Genomic DNA, 21842 nt, shown 5'->3' on the forward strand with positions numbered 1-21842 from the left:
TTTATATCCTTTGAAATCCTAAGTATTTTTCATTTATTTCTTTGCCCGTTGGTGTAGCAGCTAATCCACCTTGAGCTGTTTCATGCAATGATATCGGCAACATTTGTATGATGTTAACCATTGCTTTAATTCTTTCATCACAGAGGATGCTAAACCGTATATGAGAACGAATGTCATCCCATCCTCTTTCGATAGCTTGTTCCAAAACGGCTAGAATTTGATTCATCTGCCTGATAAGTGTTTCCTTTGATATGACGATGCACTTCATTCCCTGCTGAATCATGTCAAATATCTTCTCACCTTTATTTTCAGCAAGTTTAACTAATTCGGCAACATGGCGAAACATACAGTAACCTCCTAATAAAGGGTAGTCTGCTTTTAATCTGAAACTTTTGTAACTTGTGTCACATGATTCAGCAATGAAATTTCCTCTACTATATCATCACCGATATTTTGATCGACCTCAATTGTCATTAGAGCCATTTTTCCTACATCTTTTCGCGATACTTCCATATGACCAATATTAATTTCATGCTTGGCTAGGACATTAGAAACACTTGCTATAGCTCCGAAACGATCGTCGTGTACAACTAAAATGGCCGGGTGATGGCCTGATAAACGTAATTCAAACCCATTCAGTTCAAGTATTTCTATTTTTCCACCGCCTATCGAAATGCCGACTAATTCCATTTCTCCGGTATCATCGCCCATTCTAATTCTGGCTGTATTTGGATGATCAGTTACAGCATCTTCTTCTACAAATGTGATTTCTATGTTCTGCTCTTTTGCTATGTCAAGAGATTGAATAAGACGTGTATCCGAAGTATCGAAATCTAATAACCCAGCCACAATGGCGACATCGGTTCCATGTCCCTTGTACGTTTTGGCAAATGAACCATAAAATGAAATAATCGCCCATTTAGGCTTTCTATTAAACAGGCTTCTCGCCACCCGTCCTATTCGTGCAGCCCCAGCCGTATGAGAACTGGAAGGACCAACCATTATTGGGCCGATTATATCAAATCCACTTTTATATTTCATTTCTTATCCTCTCCCAGTAAAATCAAAAAAATCTTTACATACTGAAATAGAAGGGGTATCCCCCTTCTATTAATGTGATGATTTATATATGCTTTTTATTCAGCAGCAAAAATATAGGAGTACAACGGCTGTTTTCCGTTATGCACTTCAACTTCTACTTCTGGGTAGCTATCCGCACAGTATTGAACTAGACGGTCCACTTCATCCTGTGAGCTCTCTTCACCATAAAGAATCGTTAAGATTTCAGCATCATCCAGAATGTTTTCAAGCACCTGTTTAGCCGCTTCCACTCTATCCTTGTTTTTCACTTTTATCTTACCATCAATTAGGCCCATATAGTCGTTTTTCTCGATTTCAAGACCTTCAATGTTTGTGTCACGTACCGCAAACGTAACTTGTCCTGTTATAACACTCTCCAGCGCGTCTTTCATTATACCTTCATTCTCGCTTGCTGAAGCAGCAGGATTAAAGGACAACAAGGCAGTTAACCCTTGAGGTATCGTCTTACTTGGAATCACTGTAACAGCCTTTTCCATTACATCGGAAGCCTGTTCAGCTGCCATAATAATATTTTTATTATTTGGAAGGATGTATACATGATCTGCATTAACAGATTCAATTGCTTTTACGATATCTTCAGTTGAAGGGTTCATAGTTTGTCCGCCTTCAATCACCACATCTGCACCGATGCTTCTGAACAAATCAGCAATTCCTTCGCCCATAGCAATCGCTACTACACCAAAATCTTTCTTCTCTGTTTTTACAGGTGCAGTTTCTCGTAAGTCATTCGCAGTTTCATTTAAAATCGTTGAATGCTGTTCACGCATATTCTCGATTTTGATTTTAATCAAGCTGCCGTATTGTTGAGCGTAATTTAAACAGTTCCCAGGATTTTCTGCATGAACATGGACTTTTACGATATCATCATCTGCAATGACAAGCAGGGAATCACCGTACTGGCTCAAGTCATTTCTGAACTGCTCTTCATTGAAAGGATTCTCAGCAATCTTTTCAGGTTCAAAACGGACCATGAACTCTGTGCAATATCCAAATTCGATATCTTCTGTTTTCATATGTCCCTGAACATTGATATGATGCTCTGCTTTTACAAGCTCATCCATCTTAGGCATGGATTCAGGTGTTTCAGCAAGCTTTTCACCTTTTAATTCAGCCAGAAATCCTTCATAAACGAAAACTAATCCCTGACCACCACTATCTACTACGCCTACTTCTTTAAGCACTGGCAATAAATCTGGAGTACGTTTTAATGAAGCTTTAGCTTCTTTCAAAATAGCTTCCATAATTGCAATGATATTTGTTTCCGTTTCAGAAGCTGCAAGGCCTGCTTTTGATGCTTCTCTAGCAACCGTCAGGATCGTTCCTTCAACAGGTTTCATAACCGCTTTGTAGGCAGTTTCTACACCAGCTTCAAATGCCAAAGCAAATTCTTTACCATCAATGGTCGCTTTTGGCTCAATATTTTTTGCAAATCCCCTGAATAATTGGGATAAAATAACGCCTGAGTTTCCACGCGCTCCCATCAACAATCCTTTAGCTAAAGAAGAACCAACCTTACCAATATGGTCCTGTACATTATTTTTCACTTCTTTAGCACCTGATGTCATGGAAAGATTCATATTTGTTCCTGTATCACCATCAGGCACAGGAAATACGTTTAATGAATCAACTAATTTAGCGTTGGCAGACAGCCTGTTCGCACCCTGTATGACCATTTCGGCGAATCTTTTGCCGTCAATAGATGTTATAGCCACTCAAATTTCCTCCTTAAATTACGGATTCGTAACACGAACCCCTTGAACAAAGATATTAACGGATTCTACCGAAAGTCCAACAGTTTGGCTTAATGTATATTTAACCTTAGATTGAACATTATGAGCTATTTCGGAAATTTTTGTTCCGTAGCTTACAATGATATACATATCAATATGTAATTCATCTTCAACCTGTCTGACTACGACTCCTTTGGAAAAGTTCTCTTTACGCAGTATCTCACTGATTCCGTCTTTAATCTGATGTTTTGAAGCCATACCGACGATCCCGTAACAATCTACGGCTGCTCCACCAGCAATGATTGCTAATACATCATTAGAAATATCTATTTGTCCGTATTTTGTACTCATTTCAATGGACATGTTTGTTCCCCCTTTATAGTAACCATAGCTAGAATCCATTTTACTATAATCACTTTTGAATGGAAAGCCTTTATCCTTTTCCAATTAATCAAAGATAAAATAGTATGTCAAGGTTTTTTTCTTGAAAGACCCTTTCAATTGTATTGCATTATAGCGATAGGTATGTTAAATTATTAAAGTATCTTTTGAAGAGACCGACTAAAAAAGAAATGATTAATATAGGCAGTAAGGAGGGAATTGGGCTATGTCACGCAAATGTGTTATTACCGGCAGAAAAACAACTTCCGGAAACCATCGTTCTCATGCCATGAACGCTAACAAACGTACATGGAAAGCTAACGTTCAAAAAGTTCGTATTCTTGTTAACGGAAAACCGAAAAGAGTATACGTTTCTACAAGAGCGTTAAAATCTGGTAAAGTTGAACGCGTATAATAAACGAAAACAAGCATCCTTTTAAAGGATGCTTGTTTATTTTTCCCATCATAACCCCTGTTTAGTCTTGTGTTCTTGAATATTTTTATGAAAATAAAACCACCGAAGGAAAATTTTTATAATTTCCAGGACTTAGCCTAAGACAAGAAATTTTATAAAGAATTAAATTAAACATAAGAAAAACACCCTTTTACAGGGTGCCATATATTTAATTATCCTTTCTTAAAAGCTCCCAACATCGCCTTGACGATTCCTCCCAAAAAGCGGGGCAATTTAATTGTATAAAATTTCATTGTGTCCCTCCTTAGCTCTGCCCGGTTCTCATTATACATTTTCATTTATATAGTAAAAATTCCAACACATAAATCAATCTCTGCTTCTTACCACCAATAATATGCCTTTCAAAAACGAAAAAGTACCAGTTTTAAAATTTAATTCATTGCTAACCGATAATGTCCGGCCACGGTAAAGAGTGACATTTGATAATGGATATTTAAAGTTTACAAGGGTGATTCCCTCTATTTCTTCTGTTATTGGTATAAACGATATGTATTTAAACTCAGTCTCATCCAATACATAGGAACCAGGTTTAAAAAGTCTGATCTCATTGTTACGATCCACTATTCTTGTAGGAATTCCTTCTTTCATATGCTTCTCATCTGCAAGCATCATGATATTGGCCAATGTATGGTCCATTCTGCCGCCCGTTGCCCCATAAATCGTGATTCTGTCCGGCACTTGCTTATAAGCCCATTCAAGAGCTAATTCCAGGTCGGTAGCATCTTTTTCAGGAGGATACTCATAAAAGTGTTCACTGTGCTCTCGTACACGGTTGAGCTCATCCTTAGAGATTGAATCGAAATCACCAAACACACTATGTAGATGAATACCCGCCTCTAAAATTTGTAGCGAGCCCCGATCAACACCAACCCAAATCATCTCTTTGCTATTTAACTTCCTTAAATCCGGAATATATATATCAGGACCGCCTGCGACGATATTTATTTCCATAAAGTCAGCTCCTTTACTTATTTTCACAAAAAAAGGGTTATCCTCTTTTAGCGAATGGACAACCCTTTACTTTTTTATTATATGATTCTTTACTAATTCAGATACCAGATCGGTTTCCCCCTGGTATACAAATCCTGCTCACTTCTTTTATACTTACAATGATCTGGCTAATAGACTTAGAATCATTTATAGACCACATAAACTGCTCTTCTAACTGAATTTATAACAAGGAAAAAACTCACACAAAATTATTCCCCACGAATGGCAGCGATTGCTTTCTTTCTATCATCCTTATTATATATAGCCGAACCTGCCACAAGAACTGTTGCACCTTTTTCAATGCACAACTTGGCAGTTTCCTCATTTACACCGCCATCAATCTCAATTTCGATAGACAAGCCTTTTTCTTTGATCATTTTATCCACCTGCTCGATTTTATCAAGGACACTTGGAATAAAGGCTTGTCCACCAAAGCCAGGATTGACCGACATTAAGAGGACCATATCAAGATCATCCAAAATATATTCCAAAACGGCAGGTGACGTCCCTGGATTTAATACTACCCCTGCCTTAACCCCATAGGATTTAATTAATTGGATCGTACGATGCAAGTGTGTACAGGCTTCCGCATGAACTGTTATATAGTCAGCACCGGCCTTTGCAAATGCTTCAATATATTGGTCAGGATTTTCAATCATGAGATGAACATCAAGCGTTAATTTAGTGATGGGGCGTACAGAATCAACAATAAGTGGACCAATCGTTATATTAGGAACAAAATGACCATCCATAACATCGATATGAATCCAATCTGCTCCCCCTCTTTCTACATCCCGTATTTCCTCTCCCAATTTCGAAAAATCAGCTGATAATATGGATGGAGCAATTTTAACCATCGTTAATACCTCGGCTTTCTATCTTTTATTTCCTCCAGAAACTGCAAATAATGCTCGTATCTATATTTCTGGATTTCCCCAATTTCAACACCATGCTTTACAGCACATTTTGGCTCTTTTACATGCAAGCAGCCTCTAAATTTGCATTCTGAGCTTCTTTCCCTGATTTCAGGGAAACAGCCTGGCAGCTCCTCTGCTTCAATTTCAGTAAATTCAAGCGAACTAAAACCAGGTGTGTCAGCTAATAACCCATCACCAAGGTCAATAAGCTCCACATGTCTTGTTGTATGCTTCCCCCTGCCCAAATGGGAGGAAATGATATTAGTTTTCAAATTAAGAGAAGGATCAAGCACATTCAACAAAGAAGACTTGCCTACTCCGGATTGTCCTGCAAATACTGAGATTTTCCCCCTCAAGAAAGGCATTAACTCTGATACTCCTGCTTCTTCCAAGGAAGACGTTAATATAACATCATAGCCAATTGCCCTGTACTGATCGGCATATTCATGAATCCTTTTTTCATCTTCAGGTTCCAGTAAATCCATTTTACTGATACAAATAATTGGAGCAATATTCTTCGATTCAACCAAAACTAAAAATCGATCCAATAAACTCGTACTGAAATCCGGTTCTGCAGCGGAAAATACGAGAATCGCTTGATCCACATTTGAAATAGGAGGACGTACCAATTCATTTTGGCGTTCTTTAATTTCCATTATATATCCATCTGTTGGATTTTCCGCTTGATAAATAACTGTATCTCCAACAAGCGGAGTTACCTTTTGTTTTCTGAAAACACCTCGGCCTCTGCATTGAATGATTTGACCTTCATCCGCTACATAATAAAAGCCGCTCAGTGCTTTAATAATTTTTCCTTCAGGCATATATTCCCTCCTTCAAAGTTAACTATCCGAATAACTAATAACGCCCTCATCATAAACACTGTTATCCTTTATAATCTTATACCCTGCTTTTCCATCATGCGGGATAGTAAATTGCAACGTTTTTTTGACAGTTGAAGTCATTTCAAACGTTTCAACAGGTTCTGTCATATTGTTATTTAAGTCCTCAATTAGGATGGTCACGGTTTGTGGCACACCGGCTAATTCTTCATCATACGTTATGGTAACCTCTTTACTCATAACCTTAGGAGGAATTTCTTCTTCTCCTTTTGAAACTGTTACTTTGACTTCCGACCCAATCTCAACAGCAGTGCCGGCAGCCGGTTCCTGGGAAATGACTTGTCCCTCTTTAATTTTCGAACTGTACTCCTCTTTTGCGATTGTAATCTTTAACCCGGTATCAGCCTCATAATCATCCAGTGCTCTCTGGTTGTAATCCGTTAAATCTTTCAGGGTGATTTTGGCTGGGCCGCTGCTTAGCGTTAATTTCAAAATGGTTTCCGATGGGATGACCTCATCCCCTTGCCTAGGATCCTGTTCAAGTACAGTCCCTACTTCTGAATCATCATTTACCCGCTCTATCTCAATATCTTTGAATCCGAAACCCTCAATGAGTGATTTAATATCTTCATAATTCCGATCCTCATAATCGAGAACTTCTACCTGCTCTTTGCCACTGCTGAAAAATACATTAATAACTGAACCTTCCTTAACGGTATCACCTGCTTCAGGATCAGTGTTTATAACATTTCCCGCGGCGATTTCTTCATCAGGCTTTTCAACCGTCTCACCGATTTCAAAACCTTGCTCAATTAGAGTCGACAGAGCGTTTTCCAATTGTTCATCCCTTACATCAGGTACTTTAACATCCTTTGCTGCGAGCATTCCCGGCAAAAACAAGACAGCCAGAACAGCAATCAAAATTAGACTGGCTAAAATAACCCCAATTATTTTAGGCCATTTTTTCTTTTTCTTAGGCTGTTGCTTTTGCTTTTTTGTTTTATCTTTCTTTTGCTTTTGTTTTTGCTTTTTGTTTTTTAACAATCCCTTTTTACCGCTTGATTGTTCCGCTGGTTCCATCATCACGGTATCTTCGTCCAGAGTCAGGATTTTCGTCTCATCATGATTTCCAAACATTTCATCGTTTGTAATAATCGGAATCGCTTTTGTCGCGTCATCATCACTTGGGATGATAAATTTGCTTTCATTTAATCTGTCTGGATTCAAGGCCGTTTCTATGTCTTGTTCCATTTCCTCCACACTCGAATATCGGTGAAATGAATCCTTTGCGGTTGCCTTTAGGATAATATTTTCCACACTTTGAGGTATAGCTGGATTCCATCGTCTTGGAGACGGTGTCTCTGATTGCAGATGCTTCAGGGCAATCGAAACAGCAGACTCACCGGAAAAAGGCAATCGGCCTGTAAGTAATTCAAACATCACTATCCCCAAAGAATAGATATCGGACTTTTTATTCGCCATACCGCCTCTTGCTTGTTCAGGAGACAAATAATGAACCGACCCAAGAACAGAGTTCGTTTGAGTTATGGACGTTGCACTAAGAGCCATTGCAATCCCAAAGTCAGTGATTTTCACATTGCCGTCATGATCAATTAATACATTATGCGGCTTAATGTCTCTATGTACAATATGGTTCTGATGGGCATGTGTGACCGCTGATGTAATTTGTTTCATAATATCCAAGGCTTTCTCAACCGGAATTGGCGAATAGGCTTGGATATATTGCTTTAAGGTCATACCATCGACAAATTCCATCACAATATAATATATATCGCCTTCTTCTCCAACATCATAAATACTAACAATGTTTGGGTGAGTCAGGCTTGTGGCTGATTGTGCCTCCCTATGAAAGCGCCTGATAAATTCCTCATCGTTGGAAAAGTCCATACGAAGAATTTTTAATGCTACATCACGATCAAGAATCATATCTCTTGCCAGATAAACATTAGCCATACCGCCTCCGCCAATCATACGGAGGATTTTATATCTATCGCTAATTCGTTTGCCGGTCAACATATAACTCACCCTCTTTCACTTTCAAAGCTGTGCAGAAGGATTACTAGAGTTATATTATCTTCTCCTCCGTTTTCATTAGCTTTTTGAATAAATGTATCTGCAATATGGTCTAAAGAATCATTGCCTGTAATAATGGTTTCTATTTCAGTTTCAGATAGTTTATCAGAGAGGCCGTCTGAGCATAATAACAGACGGTCCCCTTCCTCAAAACTGATTGTTTTAATATCTACATCCACACTATTTTCTGTTCCAAGAGCGCGAAGGATGACATTTTTTCTAGGATGATGTGCGGCGTCTTCTTTAGATATTTGACCGGAACGGACAAGCTCATTAACCAGGGAATGGTCTTCAGTTACTTGTTTAAACCCACTATCATTCAGCAGATAACATCTCGAATCTCCAACATTCACAATGGTGGCTGATTTGTCTGTACAAACTACGCCAACTATTGTTGTCCCCATTCCTTCACATTCCTCGTGTGCCATGGAGTGCTCAAAAATTTCATGGTTAACCCTTTTAACCTGCTCCTCCAAAAACAATTCGATTGAACTTGGTGAATCAGACTGCAACTCGGTTTCCCATGCTTCTTTTAGTTTGGAAACAGCCATTTCACTTGCTACATCACCAGCTTTGTGACCACCCATTCCATCGGCAATGACAGCAAAAACCATTTGAGAATTTTCCTTGTAAAATATACCGCCCTGATCCTCATTATGGATTCTCACCTTGCCCCGGTCTGTCCTAAAAACTGCCTTCATCCCATCACCTCGTCTCTTCTTTCCTCTCTTTTGCTCTTAGTTGTCCGCAAGCCGCATCAATATCATGCCCTTGCTCTCTTCTCGTAGTAACATTAACGCCTTGATCCTTCAATGTTTTTTCAAACAGATCGATTTGCTCTCTTGGTGTCCGGACATAATCCCGTTCTGGAACATAGTTGACCGGTATTAAATTCACATGGCATTTTATATCCTTGATAAGTGCCGCAAGTTCAAGCGCATGCTCTACTTGGTCATTTTCACCACCAAAGAGACCATATTCAAATGTAATCCTTCTGCCCGTTTTTTCAACATAATACTTAACAGCTTCCATTAACTGCGGAAGCTTGTAGGCTCTGTTAATAGGCATAAGCTTACTGCGAAGCTCAGTGTTTGGCGCATGCAGGGAAATCGCAAAATTAATTTGTAATTTTTCATCTGCAAATTTATATATTTTAGGAATGATTCCGCTAGTTGAAACCGTTATATGACGCGCTCCGATATTTAACCCTTTATCATGGTTAATGATTCGTAAGAATCCCATCATATTATCATAGTTATCGAATGGTTCCCCGATACCCATGATTACTACGGAACTAACACGCTCATTAGTTTCATCAAGGGCCTGCTGCACTTTTACAACCTGTGCAACAATTTCACCTGCTTCAAGATTTCGCTTTAACCCGCCCAGAGTGGATGCACAGAATGTACAGCCTATTCTGCAGCCAACCTGTGTGGTTACACAGACTGAGTTTCCATAATCATGGCGCATTAATACGGTCTCGATTGAATAACCATCCTTCAATTCAAATAAGAATTTAATCGTGCCGTCTTTTGATGTTTGCTTGATTAGTGTATTTAAAGTGGTTAATGTAAATGATTCTTCCAATTTTGTACGTAAATTTTTGGAAAGGTTCGTCATATCTTCATAAGTAGAAACCCTTTTTTCATATAACCATTCAAAAATTTGTGTTGCCCGGAATGCTTTTTCTCCGTTTTCTTCAAGCCATTCTTTCAGTTGATCTAATTGTAAGGAATATATAGATGGGAGTTGCTCCTGTTTCTTTACTTCCTTAGCTGTTGTTTGTTCCATTCCTTATGCCTTCTTTCGAATAGAAGCAATAAAAAATCCGTCGCTTCCAAAATATTGAGGTAGTACTTGCAAACTATTATCCATTATATAAGGTCTTACCGGTTCCGGCATTCTTTCCTTTAGGGTAAGATCCTTTTCAAACTCAGGATGCGCCTGTATAAACGCATCAATCACATCATTATTTTCATCATTGCCAACAGTACAAGTACTATAAACTATTGTACCGCCTTTTTTTACCAATTGGGATACTTGATGTAAAATATCAAATTGAATTTTCGCAAGCGCGCTCAAATCGTTCTCGCTTTTTGTATACTTGGCATCCGGTTTACGCTTTAACACTCCTAGTCCTGAACAAGGAGCATCCACAAGGACTTTATCAAACATCTCTGTTTCAAAAAATTCTTGAGTTTTTCTGGCATCCATTTGTTTGGTTACAATATTCGATAAACCAAGACGTTTTGCCTGCATATCAATTAATTTAGTTTTATGTGCATGAAGGTCAAGTGCGTAAATTTGCCCGGTATCGTTCATCTTTTCTGCCATATGCATGGTTTTCCCGCCTGGAGCCGCACAGCTATCAAGAATCGTATCATTTTCTTTCGGTGCTAAAGCATAAGCCACAAGCATGGAGCTCTCATCCTGAATACTAAAAAGCCCTTCTTTAAAGCTTGCTGACAAAGCCATATTACCTTTGAGGCAGCGAATTCCTTCTTCTATTAAAAGACTTGGTTCAACCATGTATCCTTCGCTTTTCAGCTTTTCCATCAATTCTTCCCTGCTGATTTTCGTCAGGTTTACTCTGCCGGTTTGAACAGGAGCGTGCAAGTTCTCCTCACACATTTCCTTGGTTTTAGCCACTCCAAATCCCTCTGCCCACTTTCTTACAAGCCATAATGGATGGCTTGTTGAGACTGAGATTTTTTCCAGGGGATCTTTTATGTCATCCAATGATGGAACTCCTTCACGTTGGATAGACCTCAGTACACCATTAACCAATGAGGCAATTCCGCGATGGCCGCGTTTTTTTGCAATTTCCACTGCTTCATGGATAGCAGCCCGATCAGGAACCCGATCAAGATAAAACATTTGAAAAACTGTCATTTCAATGAGCAATAACACCCAGGATTGAAGCTTTTTAGGGTTTTTGATAAACGGTTTAACATAGTATTCCAATGTCATTTTCCGTTGTATCGTTCCATACGTCAGCTCGGTCAACAACCCTACATCCTGTGGGGAGAGTTCATTTTCTTTTATGGCATGGTTTAATGATAGATTACTGTATGCCTGGCTTTTTTCGACAGACACCAGAATATCAAGCGCAACTTCTCTTACATTCTTTTTTTGTGGCATTCTTTATTCTCCCAATTTCATTCCTGTTGATATGATTGCAGTACCTCGGAGCATCTGTTCAGCAGTCATTCTCTTTTTACCAGCTAGTTGTAAATCAGTAATTTTGATTGCTGTATCATTTCCTGTCTTCACAACGAAACCATCTTTTTCGATATCAAGCACTTCACCGGCACTACCTTGCTTGGCGGTCTTCACTTTTTCGCCCCACCAAACCTTTAAAACTGTTCCATTTAACAAAGTATAGGCTACAGGCCATGGATGTAAACCGCGGATATGGTTATAAACCTCTTCTCCGCCTTGTGCCCAATCGATTAATTCCTGTTCTCTTTTAATATTGAAAGCGAAGGTAGCATCTTCCTCATTTTGTTTAATTGGAGTGATTTCTCCATTCAATAATTTTGGAATGGTCTCAGAAACCAGTTGTGCACCAGCTTTACTCAATTTATCATGTAAACTGCCTGTATGGTCAGTTTCCTCAATTGGAACTTCTACTTTTGACAGCATGTCACCTGCATCCAGCTTTTCTACCATGTACATAATGGTTACACCTGTTTTTTCTTTCCCTTGCATGATTGCATAGTGAATAGGTGCACCACCACGTAATTCAGGCAGTAAGGAGGCATGAACGTTTATACAACCATACTTTGGAGCCTCTAATAAACGATTCGGCAGGATTTGTCCAAATGCCGCGGTAACAATTAAGTCTGGATTTAAAGCAAGTACCTTGTCAACTTCTGAATCCACACGAATTTTTTCTGGCTGGAGAACTGGAATACCATGTTTCTCGGCTGTCACCTTTACAGGAGGTGGTGTCAAAATGCGTTTCCGTCCAACCGGACGGTCAGGCTGGGTTACGACACCAACGATTTCATATCCATCATTTATTAAACGTTCTAATACACCGACAGAAAAATCAGGTGTTCCCATAAATATTATTCTAGTCATTCTACTTCATACCCTTCTAACTCTTCTTCACTTATATAACGCACAACTTTTGAAGTAAATAAGATTCCTTCCAAATGATCCATTTCATGTTGAATAGCTCTGGCCAAGTAATCCTCAGCTTCTAAAATATACGTTCGTCCCTGACGATCCTGTGCTTGTATCTTAACATATGCAGGTCGTTCAACCTCTCCATACAGATTGGGAAAACTTAAACAGCCCTCCACATCACGATCCTTACCCTTCGTGGAAAGAATTGTCGGATTAATTAATTCAAATGTTCCAGACTCATCATCTACATCAACAATCGCTACTCTAATATTTTTGCCGATTTGCGGCGCAGCCAATCCCACGCCATCCGCGTCTATCATTGTGTCGTACATATCATCAAGTAACTTCGCTAATTTACGATCAAAAACTTCAACCTTTTTACAGGGAGTTTCAAGAATTTTATCCGGATGTTTTACTATAGGTAATACTGCCACTTATTCTTTTCCGCCTTTCTATTTACATCATAATGAACGGATTGACATCAATCGATAATTGTAACCCTGATTGGGTGGCATTACGTCCATATGTTTCATTCAATTTTTTTAAAATTGTACTTAGATTAGGTTCCCGCTTGTATTTTATCAGACATTGGTACCTATATCTATTGTTGATTCGAGACATTGGGGAAGCAGATGGTCCAAATACAACCGTTTCCGGCCCTACCTGCCGCTTAATAAATGCTGCTATTTTCTCGGCTGCTTCCACCGTTTTCATCACATCTTCATGAGAAATTGTTAAAAGCGCGATATAATAATAGGGAGGATAGTCATTTTGTTTCCGTAAGAACATCTCTCTCATAAAGAAACCGTCATAATCCTGCTCTGATGCCAGTTGAATGCTGTAATGTTCAGGAGTATAGGTTTGAATTACCACTTCGCCTGGCAATTCATGTCTTCCGGCACGCCCACTGACCTGCGTTAGTAGCTGAAAGGTACGTTCTGATGAGCGGAAGTCAGGTAAGTGCAGCATTGTATCTGCAGTAAGAACCCCTACCAAAGTCACTCTTGGAAAGTCGAGGCCTTTGGCAATCATCTGCGTACCAAGAAGAATATCTGCTTGTCCATCTTCGAATTTTTTCAGCAACGCTTCATGTGCTCCTTTGCGTCTGGTTGTATCCACATCCATTCGAATGACTCTGGCATGCGGCAGCAATTTCCCCAGCTCTTCCTCAACCTTTTGAGTTCCTGTACCAAAAAAACGGATATGGTCACTGCCGCAGTCAGGACAAACCTCTGGAACCCGTTCTTCAAGACCGCAATAATGGCATTTCATAAGCGCTTGAACACGATGATATGTCATTGATATATCACAATTTGGACATGTAACTACTAGTCCGCAGTTTCGGCACATCACAAAGGATGAATGTCCTCTTTTATTTAACAAGAGAACAGTCTGTTCCCCTTTGTCTACACGATCCTTCAGCTTTTCAAATAATAGGCCGGAGAACATCGAGCGGTTTCCCCCTCTCATTTCATCCCTCATATCAACGACTGAAACAGCTGGTAAAGCCTGATCGTTTACTCTGCTATTTAATGTTAACAACGTATATACACCTTTTTTCGCTCTTGCAAAACTCTCCAGAGACGGTGTAGCACTGCCGAGGACAACCGGACAATTGTGATAGGCCGCCCGTTTAAGTGCTACATCGCGTGCATGATAACGAGGTGTTTCTTCCTGTTTATAACTACCCTCATGCTCCTCATCAATAATAATCAGACCTAAATTAGTAAACGGTGCAAATACAGCGGAACGGGCACCAACTACAACCTTAACTTCTCCGCGTTGTATTTTGCGCCATTCATCATATTTTTCACCATGAGACAGGCCGCTATGTAATACGGCTACCAAATCTCCAAATCGTCGCTTAAATCTAGTCACCATCATGGGTGTTAAAGAAATTTCAGGCACCAAAACAATGGCTTCCTTCCCTTTATCTACGATTTGCTTGATGGATTGTAAATAGATTTCTGTTTTGCCGCTTCCCGTTACACCATATAATAGGAAATTTTCATTCCGATTTTCCTTTATAGCTAACTTAATCGGATTAATAGCTGCCTGTTGGTTATCTGTTAACTTCAGGCATTGATCCTTTGTAAATTGGCCTTCCGCATAAGGATTACGATATTCCTCTTTCTCAGTAATCTGAACGATTCCTTTTGAAACAAGAGGTTTGATGGCAGAGGAACTGTTAATATTTGTTTCTTCCAGCACTTTTGCCAGCAATTGCTCCCCAGGATGTTCTACCAGATAGGATACTAGTTTTTTCTGATTGCTGGCATTCGCATTTAAGTGGTCTAATTGTTCAAGCAACTCGTTCCTTGTTAGCAATGACGCTATATATTTTTGCTTTTTTATTTTTGTTTTATCAGATACCTGAACAGTAATTTCAAGATTTCCATTGTCAATTTCAGTCTTTATACAGGACAAAAGCTCGTCATTTTGAATCTTAATCCAGCTGACGGCTTCCGCTTTACTGAACAAATACTGGATTTGTTTTGGGAGATCATTTGTCTGCTTACCTGGAGCAAGCCGGATTTGTTTTTCATACTTTGCTTTCAATGCTGCCGGAAGCATTGCCTGGAATGCTGATATTTTAAAACACATCGTCTCATCCGCGAGCCAATGTCCTACATCCAACAATTCGTTATTTAGCGCTGGTTCAATATCCAATAAACTGCTGATTGATTTTAAGCCCTTTACTTCTGTATGCTCCTTTAGTCTTACGACGAAGCCAAGCAATTTCCTTGGGCCAAAAGGAACTGTCACTCGCATTCCCTCACGAATAATGCCGGCCCATTTTTCCGGGATTTTATAATCGAATGGACGGTCCGTTTGCTGGGCCGGTACATCTACGATTACTTCTGCTATCATAAAGAGTGATCCTCATTTACTTGAAGGGATTCTATTTCTTTCAATATTTCTTTGGCAACTTCAGCTTTACTTAGTAAAGGAAGTTCTCTGAAACTGCCATCCTTTTTATATAAGGTAACAATATTGGTATCCGTTCCGAACCCGGCACCTTCATGGGTCACATTATTAGCGACAATCATATCAGCATTTTTCTTAACCAGCTTTTTCTTTGCATACTCATCCAAATCATTCGTTTCAGCTGCAAAGCCTATCAAGATTTGGTTTGTTTTTCTCTTACCAACCTCTCGGAGAATATCCTTTGTACGAGTCAGTTCAAGCGTACTGTCGCCTGCTTGTTTCTTCACCTTTTGATTCTCATAAACAGCTGGTTTATAATCAGCTACAGCAGCTGTACCAATAATAATATGCTGCTCATCCATTACATCCATTACCGCTTCATACATTTCGGAAGCACTTTCTACTTTAATTACTTTGACACCTGCAGGAGCGTCCAATGACACCGGGCCTGACACCAATGTAACCTCAGCTCCCATGCTTCTTGCCACCTCCGCTAAAGCATATCCCATTTTACCGCTCGAAAAATTGGATATATAACGTACCGGGTCGATTCGTTCACGGGTTGGACCAGCTGTAATCAGGACTTTTCTGCCACTTAATGATTTCTTTTCTTCAGCAAAATAATCTTCTAAATTATCAACAATTGTTTCGGGTTCCTCCAGCCTTCCCTTTCCAACATACCCACAGGCTAAATAGCCTTCTGAAGGCTCCATAAATAAATAGCCATCTTCTCGTAGCTGCGCCATATTTCGCTGCACAGCTTTATGGTGATACATATGGACATTCATAGCCGGAGCAATCATAACAGGCGCCGTTGCTGCCAGCAAGGTAGTTGAAATCATATCATCGGCAATTCCATTTGCCAATTTCCCTATAATATTGGCTGTAGCAGGTGCAACCAGAATGACATCCGCCCAGTCAGCAAGCTCAATATGTGCGATTTTACCAGGGATTTTCTCGTCGAATGTATCTATATAAACATCGTTTTTGGATAAAGCCTGAAAAGTTAGCGGCATCACGAATTTAGTTGCTGATTCACTCATTATTACCTTTACTTGTGCACCCGCCTGAACAAGTTTGCTTGTTAAGGCGGCCGATTTGTATACAGCAATACCTCCTGTTACACAAACAAGTATCTTCTTATTATCAAGCATCTAATCACTCCATAACTGGTATTCTTGAGAATTCCTTTATATACATCTTTTATATCATATATTATCTATTAAATTTGCACTAATATGTTTTACTATAATTCGAAAACATATCATCAGCCAGCAAAAAAAAACAACCTTATTATCAATCGTAAGGTTGTTTTTTCGAAAGCATTGCCTATTAAAAGTCTTGACGACCTTCAGTTACCACTCGATACGTTAAGTCACCAGAATGGATTTCCTCAAGCGCTTTTCCAACATATTTATGAGATACCGGCTTTGCAATTTTTGTGCTTTCTCCAGATTCCTGCATATAACGTGCACGTTTAGCTGCAACGGATACCAAAGAATATTTAGAATCAATTTTTGTTAATAGTGAGTCAATAGATGGGTATAACATATTATTTATCATCCTCCAATAATTTTTTGTATCTTTTTTCTACTCGTTCACGGCGTAGATGTTCAGCCACCACGATTGCATTGATGCGCTCGCACGCATGCTCTACACGATCATTTTCAACTACATAATCGTAAAGATTCATCATTTCGATTTCTTCCCGAGCCGCTTTCATTCGGTTACGGATTAACTCATCTGTTTCCGTGCCTCTTGTTACGATTCGATTTTCAAGCTCCTTAAGGCTTGGCGGAGCAAGGAAAATAAATAAACCGTCAGGAAACTTCTCACGAACCTGACGCGCTCCTTGTACTTCTATTTCAAGAAATACATCCTTGCCCTCATTTAACGTTTGGCGAACGTATTCAATTGGTGTTCCATAATAATTTCCCACATATTCAGCATGCTCCAAAAGTTCATCATTGGCAATCATATCTTCAAATTGTTCCTTTGATTTAAAGAAATAATCCACCCCATCAACTTCTCCCTCACGAGGTTTTCTGGAAGTTGCTGAAATTGAATATTGAAAATCAACATCCGGCTGAGAAAAAATCGCCTTTCTGACTGTACCTTTCCCCACTCCAGATGGACCTGATAAAACTATTAATAACCCTTTTTCCTCCAAAACAATCACCTATCCTTCCAACACGCTCTCATCACGGTCATGTAACCTCGCAGCCACGGTCTCCGGCTGTACCGCTGAAAGAACCACATGGTCACTATCGGTTATAATCACTGCGCGTGTTCTTCTTCCATATGTAGCATCTATAAGCGAACCCTTGTCCCTGGCATCCTGAATAATCCTTTTAATAGGTGCAGATTCAGGACTTACAATGGTAACAATGCGATTAGCAGAAACTATATTCCCAAATCCAATATTAATCAACTTTATGGACATTGAAGCAGCCTCCATCCCTCTTACCTAGTGTATGCTTGTATGTACTGTCATAAACTGTATTATTCTACATTTTGAACCTGTTCCTTCATTTTCTCAAGAATTGTTTTCATCTCGACAACTTTTCTTGCAATTATTGCATCGTTTGCTTTAGAGCCGATTGTATTTGTTTCCCGATTCATCTCCTGGATGAGAAAATCAAGCTTTCTGCCAATCGGACCGCTTGCCTCCAATGATTCTAGAAATTGTGCAATATGGCTTTTCAACCTTGAAACTTCTTCATGTATATCTGCTTTATCTGTAAATAAAGCTATTTCTGTTAACAGCCTGTTTGGATCAAAGATATCTCCAACTGCTTCTTCAAGCTTTTGTTTGAGCCGGCTGCTATATTGCTTAACAACTTCCGGTGCACGCTCCCTGACATCCTCAACCTCTGCATCAAATTTTTTAATATGCTCAGTTAAATCGCTCTTTAGGAACTCACCTTCTGTTTCCCGCATATTTGACAAGCGAGAAGCAGCTTTTTCTACCGTACCAAGCAGCATTTTCTCAAGATCGGCATTAACTTCTTCCTTCTCATCAATAGAGATAATATGTTCGAGATGAAGCAAATCAGTCATCTCCGGTTCTGCAAACGCACTGTACTTATTATTGAATTCAGTAGATATATTCATGAATTGGTCAATTAAATCCCAATTAGGTGTCATCGTTCTTTTAACGGTTCCTTCACCCTGAAGGCTGATAAATACTTCTATTCTACCTCTATGCAGCTTTTGCTGAATAATCTTTTTAATCCTGTCTTCATACATGAGCAGTTGACGAGGTGATCGGATACTGCATTCAAAAAAACGATGATTCACACTTTTCATCTCAATGGTTATGGATAAAGAATCGTTTTCTGTCTTCGCTCTTCCATACCCTGTCATGCTTAAAATCATCCGGCCCCAGCTCCAATCAGTAACATTATACACGCTAATATAAAATAAAAAGGTAATAGAGCTCACTCTACTACCTTAAAAATTATATCACAATTTATTTAGATTTACTTACATAAAATGTACCCGCCAATAAAAAAGTTGGAATAGACGCCATTCCGACAATTAATAGCCAATCACGAGGGGCAATCGGCACCGTATGGAAAACGGTTTGTAAAGGTGGATAGTACAAGGCAATCAGCATAAGAATTAAAGAAGATACGACTGCCCATACAAGATACATATTGCCAAATGGGTTTCTTGAAAAGATTGATTTTTCACTTCTGCAGTCAAATACATGGATTAATTGTGCAAGAACCAAAGTTACAAAGGCTACGGTCTGAGCATATTGTAAATTATCAGGGTTTGATTTATATACAGTTATAAACGCAAGCAATGTGGCGATACCAATCAAGAATCCTCTTGATATGATTTTCCACCCCAATCCCCTAGCGAATACGCCTTCTTTTGGATGACGCGGACCCCGCTTCATCACATTTTCTTCAGGTTGATCGAGTCCCAGTGCCATAGCCGGCAATCCATCGGTAACCAGGTTTACCCATAAAATCTGGATTGGCAATAAAGGCAAGGGCAATCCCATGACCATCGCAAATAGCATAACTAAAATCTCTCCTACATTTGATGCTAATAAATAGCGTACGAATTTACGAATATTTTCGTAAATATTTCTGCCTTCTCTTATGGCCGATTTTATGGTTGCAAAATTATCGTCCAATAAAATTAAAGAAGATGTTTCTTTGGCCACATCTGTACCGGATATACCCATCGCTATTCCAATATCTGCAGCCTTTATAGCAGGTGCATCATTCACTCCGTCTCCTGTCATAGCCACTATATGTCCTACTCGTTGAAAGGCACTGACTATTTTTAATTTATGCTCTGGTGAAACACGGGCAAAAACAGTCGTCTCATCAACGATATTTTCCAAATCATCCACAGACATCGCATCTAAATCTTTACCGGTCAGCACACGGTCTCCTTCGCAGAATATCTCCAATTGTTTACCGATAGCCTTTGCTGTTATTAAGTGATCGCCGGTTATCATCACCGTTTTAATACCGGCATCGCGACATTCCAGCACCGCTTTCCTTACTTCTGGACGCGGTGGATCCATCATTCCTTCAAGGCCAAGGAATATCAATTCATTTTCAGCATCCGTTTGGTCAAGAATTGCTTGATTGGCTGGTACACTTTTGTAGGCAACCGCAATTGTCCTTAATGCTTGTTCAGCCATATGTTCAGTTGTATTCCCTATGGACTCACGAAGTTGCTCATCCATATGCTTCACTCTTCCATTGGACATAACCGTTGTACATTTCCCAAGTAAAACATCAGGTGCCCCTTTAGTAATGACAAATTGCCTTCCGTTATGATCCTTTACCAATACACTCATTAATTTACGTTCTGATTCAAAAGGAAACTCCTTTAAAATCTTATACTTTTCGAATAAAAGCTGGCGGTCAATTCCCTTCTTCATAGCGGCAACAAGCATAGCTCCTTCAGTCGGATCCCCATCTATATAATACTTTTTCTTTTTAAGCTTAAGCTCAGAGTTGTTACAGAGGATACCATAGGTTAGCAATTGCTTCAGCTCTGTATCATCCTGATGACCGCTCACACATTCAAACTTACCGGTTGGATCAAACCCCTTCCCAGACACTGACCACTGCTGCCCTGAAACCCAAACCTTAGTCACCATCATCTTATTCTCAGTCATCGTCCCTGTTTTATCAGAACAAATGACTGATGCACAGCCCAATGTTTCTACAGCAGGCAGTTTCCTTACGATTGCTTTCTGTCGAATCATTCGCTGGACTCCCAGGGATAAGGCTACCGTAACAATAGCCGGTAAACCTTCCGGAATAGCAGCCACGGCTAAAGATACTCCCGCAAGAACCATGGTGTATAAGTTATTTCCTTGTAAAACACCAATTCCTACAACCAATAAAGTCAGCAGTAATGCAACAACAATGAGTATCTTTCCCAGTTGTTCCAGGCGAAGCTGCAAAGGCGTCTGTTGCGTATTGGCATTTTGCAGCAGATCTGCAATTTGGCCCATTGCCGTTTTCATTCCTGTCGCAACAACTATACCCTCACCTGACCCACGTGTTACCATCGTTCCCATAAATGCCATATTAACCTGATCGCCGATTCCGTCTTGCCCATCTCTTTTTGGTTCTTCCGTTTTAGCAACAGGGAGCGATTCACCTGTCAATGCAGATTCTTCTATTTCAAGATTATACTGCTGGAAAATCCTCACATCTGCACCAATACGGTCGCCACTTGAAAACTTTACTATATCTCCCGGAACACATTCTTTAGCCGGAATTTTCGACCATAACCCATCACGTAATACAATCATTTGAGGTGCAGCCATTTCCTTTAAAGCCGACAGCGATTTTTCTGCTTTCCTTTCCTGAAAGAACCCTAATAAACCATTAATCAATACGATCATGATAATGGCAATTGCATCAATATACTCTCCCAGCAAACCTGAAACGAGAGTAGCCGCAAGCAGGATAAGGACCATAAAATCTTTAAACTGCTGAAAAAACAGAATTAAAGCAGATTGCTTTTCTCCTTCTGCTAATTCATTTTCTCCGTATTGGTTTAACCTTTTTTTTGCTTCCTGATGACTTAACCCTTTTTTTGTATGTACTCCAAAAGCGGATTGTAGCTTTTCTTTGTCCATTTCTGCAAGTTTCATGTGACGGATACAACCTCCTTAACAATCCGAATAACTTTCTTTGATACATGTTTATTCAGAGTTGTCCTAAAAAATGCTATACTTGTTTGAATGGAGATTTATAATTCG

At 39.5% G+C, this 21842-nt stretch carries 22 protein-coding genes; 1 reads left to right on the top strand and 21 read right to left on the bottom strand.

All coding sequences use genetic code 11. The features are described 5' to 3' along the window. Window position 1: 1 nt before the first annotated feature. The 4 genes from FHY45_RS01915 to FHY45_RS01930 form a co-directional block, all read right to left on the bottom strand. Complete coding sequence (locus FHY45_RS01915; RefSeq protein ID WP_139891267.1) at window positions 2-346, bottom strand: hypothetical protein; 345 nt, start codon at window positions 344-346, stop codon at window positions 2-4. A gap of 32 nt (window positions 347-378) precedes the next feature. After that, window positions 379-1041 (bottom strand): L-serine ammonia-lyase, iron-sulfur-dependent subunit beta, encoded by a 663-nt coding sequence (gene sdaAB, locus FHY45_RS01920; RefSeq protein WP_066100561.1) that lies wholly within the window; start codon window positions 1039-1041, stop codon window positions 379-381. Window positions 1042-1136: 95 nt separating this feature from the next. Continuing rightward, entirely contained in the window at window positions 1137-2813 is a 1677-nt protein-coding gene (locus FHY45_RS01925; protein WP_066100564.1) for a DAK2 domain-containing protein, read from the bottom strand. 18 nt (window positions 2814-2831) lie between these two features. Then, entirely contained in the window at window positions 2832-3194 is a 363-nt protein-coding gene (locus FHY45_RS01930; RefSeq protein ID WP_066100567.1) for an Asp23/Gls24 family envelope stress response protein, read from the bottom strand. A 244-nt stretch (window positions 3195-3438) separates the two neighbouring features. On the opposite strand from FHY45_RS01930, the gene rpmB reads away from it, so the two are divergent. Next, window positions 3439-3627 carry a 50S ribosomal protein L28 gene (gene rpmB / locus FHY45_RS01935; RefSeq protein ID WP_066100570.1) on the top strand — a complete coding sequence of 63 codons (189 nt, stop codon included), beginning with the start codon at window positions 3439-3441 and terminating at the stop codon, window positions 3625-3627. Window positions 3628-3839: 212 nt separating this feature from the next. Here the strand turns inward: rpmB and spoVM are convergent, their stop codons facing one another. From spoVM to FHY45_RS02020, 17 genes are all read right to left on the bottom strand, one after another. Further along, the gene (spoVM, locus tag FHY45_RS01940) at window positions 3840-3920 is read right to left on the bottom strand and encodes a stage V sporulation protein SpoVM (protein WP_049671465.1); all 81 of its coding nucleotides are present in this window, start codon (window positions 3918-3920) and stop codon (window positions 3840-3842) included. 73 nt (window positions 3921-3993) lie between these two features. Next, entirely contained in the window at window positions 3994-4638 is a 645-nt protein-coding gene (locus FHY45_RS01945) for a thiamine diphosphokinase (protein WP_139891268.1), read from the bottom strand. Window positions 4639-4886: 248 nt separating this feature from the next. Continuing rightward, window positions 4887-5534 carry a ribulose-phosphate 3-epimerase gene (gene rpe / locus FHY45_RS01950; protein WP_139891269.1) on the bottom strand — a complete coding sequence of 216 codons (648 nt, stop codon included), beginning with the start codon at window positions 5532-5534 and terminating at the stop codon, window positions 4887-4889. A gap of 2 nt (window positions 5535-5536) precedes the next feature. Next, window positions 5537-6418, bottom strand: a complete 882-nt coding sequence (gene rsgA, locus FHY45_RS01955) for a ribosome small subunit-dependent GTPase A (RefSeq protein WP_139891270.1) — start codon at window positions 6416-6418, stop codon at window positions 5537-5539. 18 nt (window positions 6419-6436) lie between these two features. Then, a complete protein-coding gene (gene pknB, locus FHY45_RS01960; protein WP_066100585.1) occupies window positions 6437-8473 on the bottom strand; it encodes a Stk1 family PASTA domain-containing Ser/Thr kinase in 2037 nt (678 codons plus the stop codon). Window positions 8474-8478: 5 nt separating this feature from the next. Continuing rightward, entirely contained in the window at window positions 8479-9231 is a 753-nt protein-coding gene (locus tag FHY45_RS01965) for a Stp1/IreP family PP2C-type Ser/Thr phosphatase (protein WP_066100586.1), read from the bottom strand. Window positions 9232-9235: 4 nt separating this feature from the next. Continuing rightward, window positions 9236-10321 (bottom strand): dual-specificity RNA methyltransferase RlmN, encoded by a 1086-nt coding sequence (gene rlmN / locus FHY45_RS01970; protein ID WP_066100590.1) that lies wholly within the window; start codon window positions 10319-10321, stop codon window positions 9236-9238. Window positions 10322-10324: 3 nt separating this feature from the next. After that, on the bottom strand, window positions 10325-11671 hold the full coding sequence (rsmB, locus tag FHY45_RS01975; RefSeq protein WP_139891271.1) for a 16S rRNA (cytosine(967)-C(5))-methyltransferase RsmB: 1347 nt from the start codon (window positions 11669-11671) through the stop codon (window positions 10325-10327). 3 nt (window positions 11672-11674) lie between these two features. Further along, entirely contained in the window at window positions 11675-12616 is a 942-nt protein-coding gene (gene fmt, locus FHY45_RS01980) for a methionyl-tRNA formyltransferase (protein WP_066100596.1), read from the bottom strand. Continuing rightward, window positions 12613-13098 carry a peptide deformylase gene (gene def, locus FHY45_RS01985; protein WP_066100599.1) on the bottom strand — a complete coding sequence of 162 codons (486 nt, stop codon included), beginning with the start codon at window positions 13096-13098 and terminating at the stop codon, window positions 12613-12615. The genes fmt and def overlap by 4 nt, the downstream gene beginning before the upstream one ends. A 22-nt stretch (window positions 13099-13120) precedes the next feature. Next, window positions 13121-15535, bottom strand: coding sequence for a primosomal protein N' (priA, locus tag FHY45_RS01990; RefSeq protein ID WP_139891272.1), 2415 nt, complete (start codon window positions 15533-15535; stop codon window positions 13121-13123). After that, window positions 15532-16746 (bottom strand): bifunctional phosphopantothenoylcysteine decarboxylase/phosphopantothenate--cysteine ligase CoaBC, encoded by a 1215-nt coding sequence (coaBC, locus tag FHY45_RS01995; protein ID WP_139891273.1) that lies wholly within the window; start codon window positions 16744-16746, stop codon window positions 15532-15534. Before coaBC ends, priA begins: the two co-directional genes overlap by 4 nt. Before the next feature lie 178 nt (window positions 16747-16924). Next, entirely contained in the window at window positions 16925-17143 is a 219-nt protein-coding gene (rpoZ, locus tag FHY45_RS02000) for a DNA-directed RNA polymerase subunit omega (protein WP_066100606.1), read from the bottom strand. A gap of 1 nt (window position 17144) precedes the next feature. After that, window positions 17145-17762: a guanylate kinase gene (gmk, locus tag FHY45_RS02005; RefSeq protein ID WP_066102291.1), complete on the bottom strand. Its 618-nt coding sequence runs from the start codon at window positions 17760-17762 to the stop codon at window positions 17145-17147. Between the two features lie 9 nt (window positions 17763-17771). Next, complete coding sequence (remA, locus tag FHY45_RS02010; RefSeq protein WP_066100607.1) at window positions 17772-18035, bottom strand: extracellular matrix/biofilm regulator RemA; 264 nt, start codon at window positions 18033-18035, stop codon at window positions 17772-17774. Window positions 18036-18094: 59 nt separating this feature from the next. Then, window positions 18095-18970 carry a YicC/YloC family endoribonuclease gene (locus FHY45_RS02015; protein ID WP_139891274.1) on the bottom strand — a complete coding sequence of 292 codons (876 nt, stop codon included), beginning with the start codon at window positions 18968-18970 and terminating at the stop codon, window positions 18095-18097. Between the two features lie 94 nt (window positions 18971-19064). Further along, a complete protein-coding gene (locus FHY45_RS02020; RefSeq protein ID WP_139891275.1) occupies window positions 19065-21734 on the bottom strand; it encodes a calcium-translocating P-type ATPase, SERCA-type in 2670 nt (889 codons plus the stop codon). Window positions 21735-21842: the final 108 nt, after the last annotated feature.

Source organism: Bacillus sp. D386 (assembly GCF_006346415.1).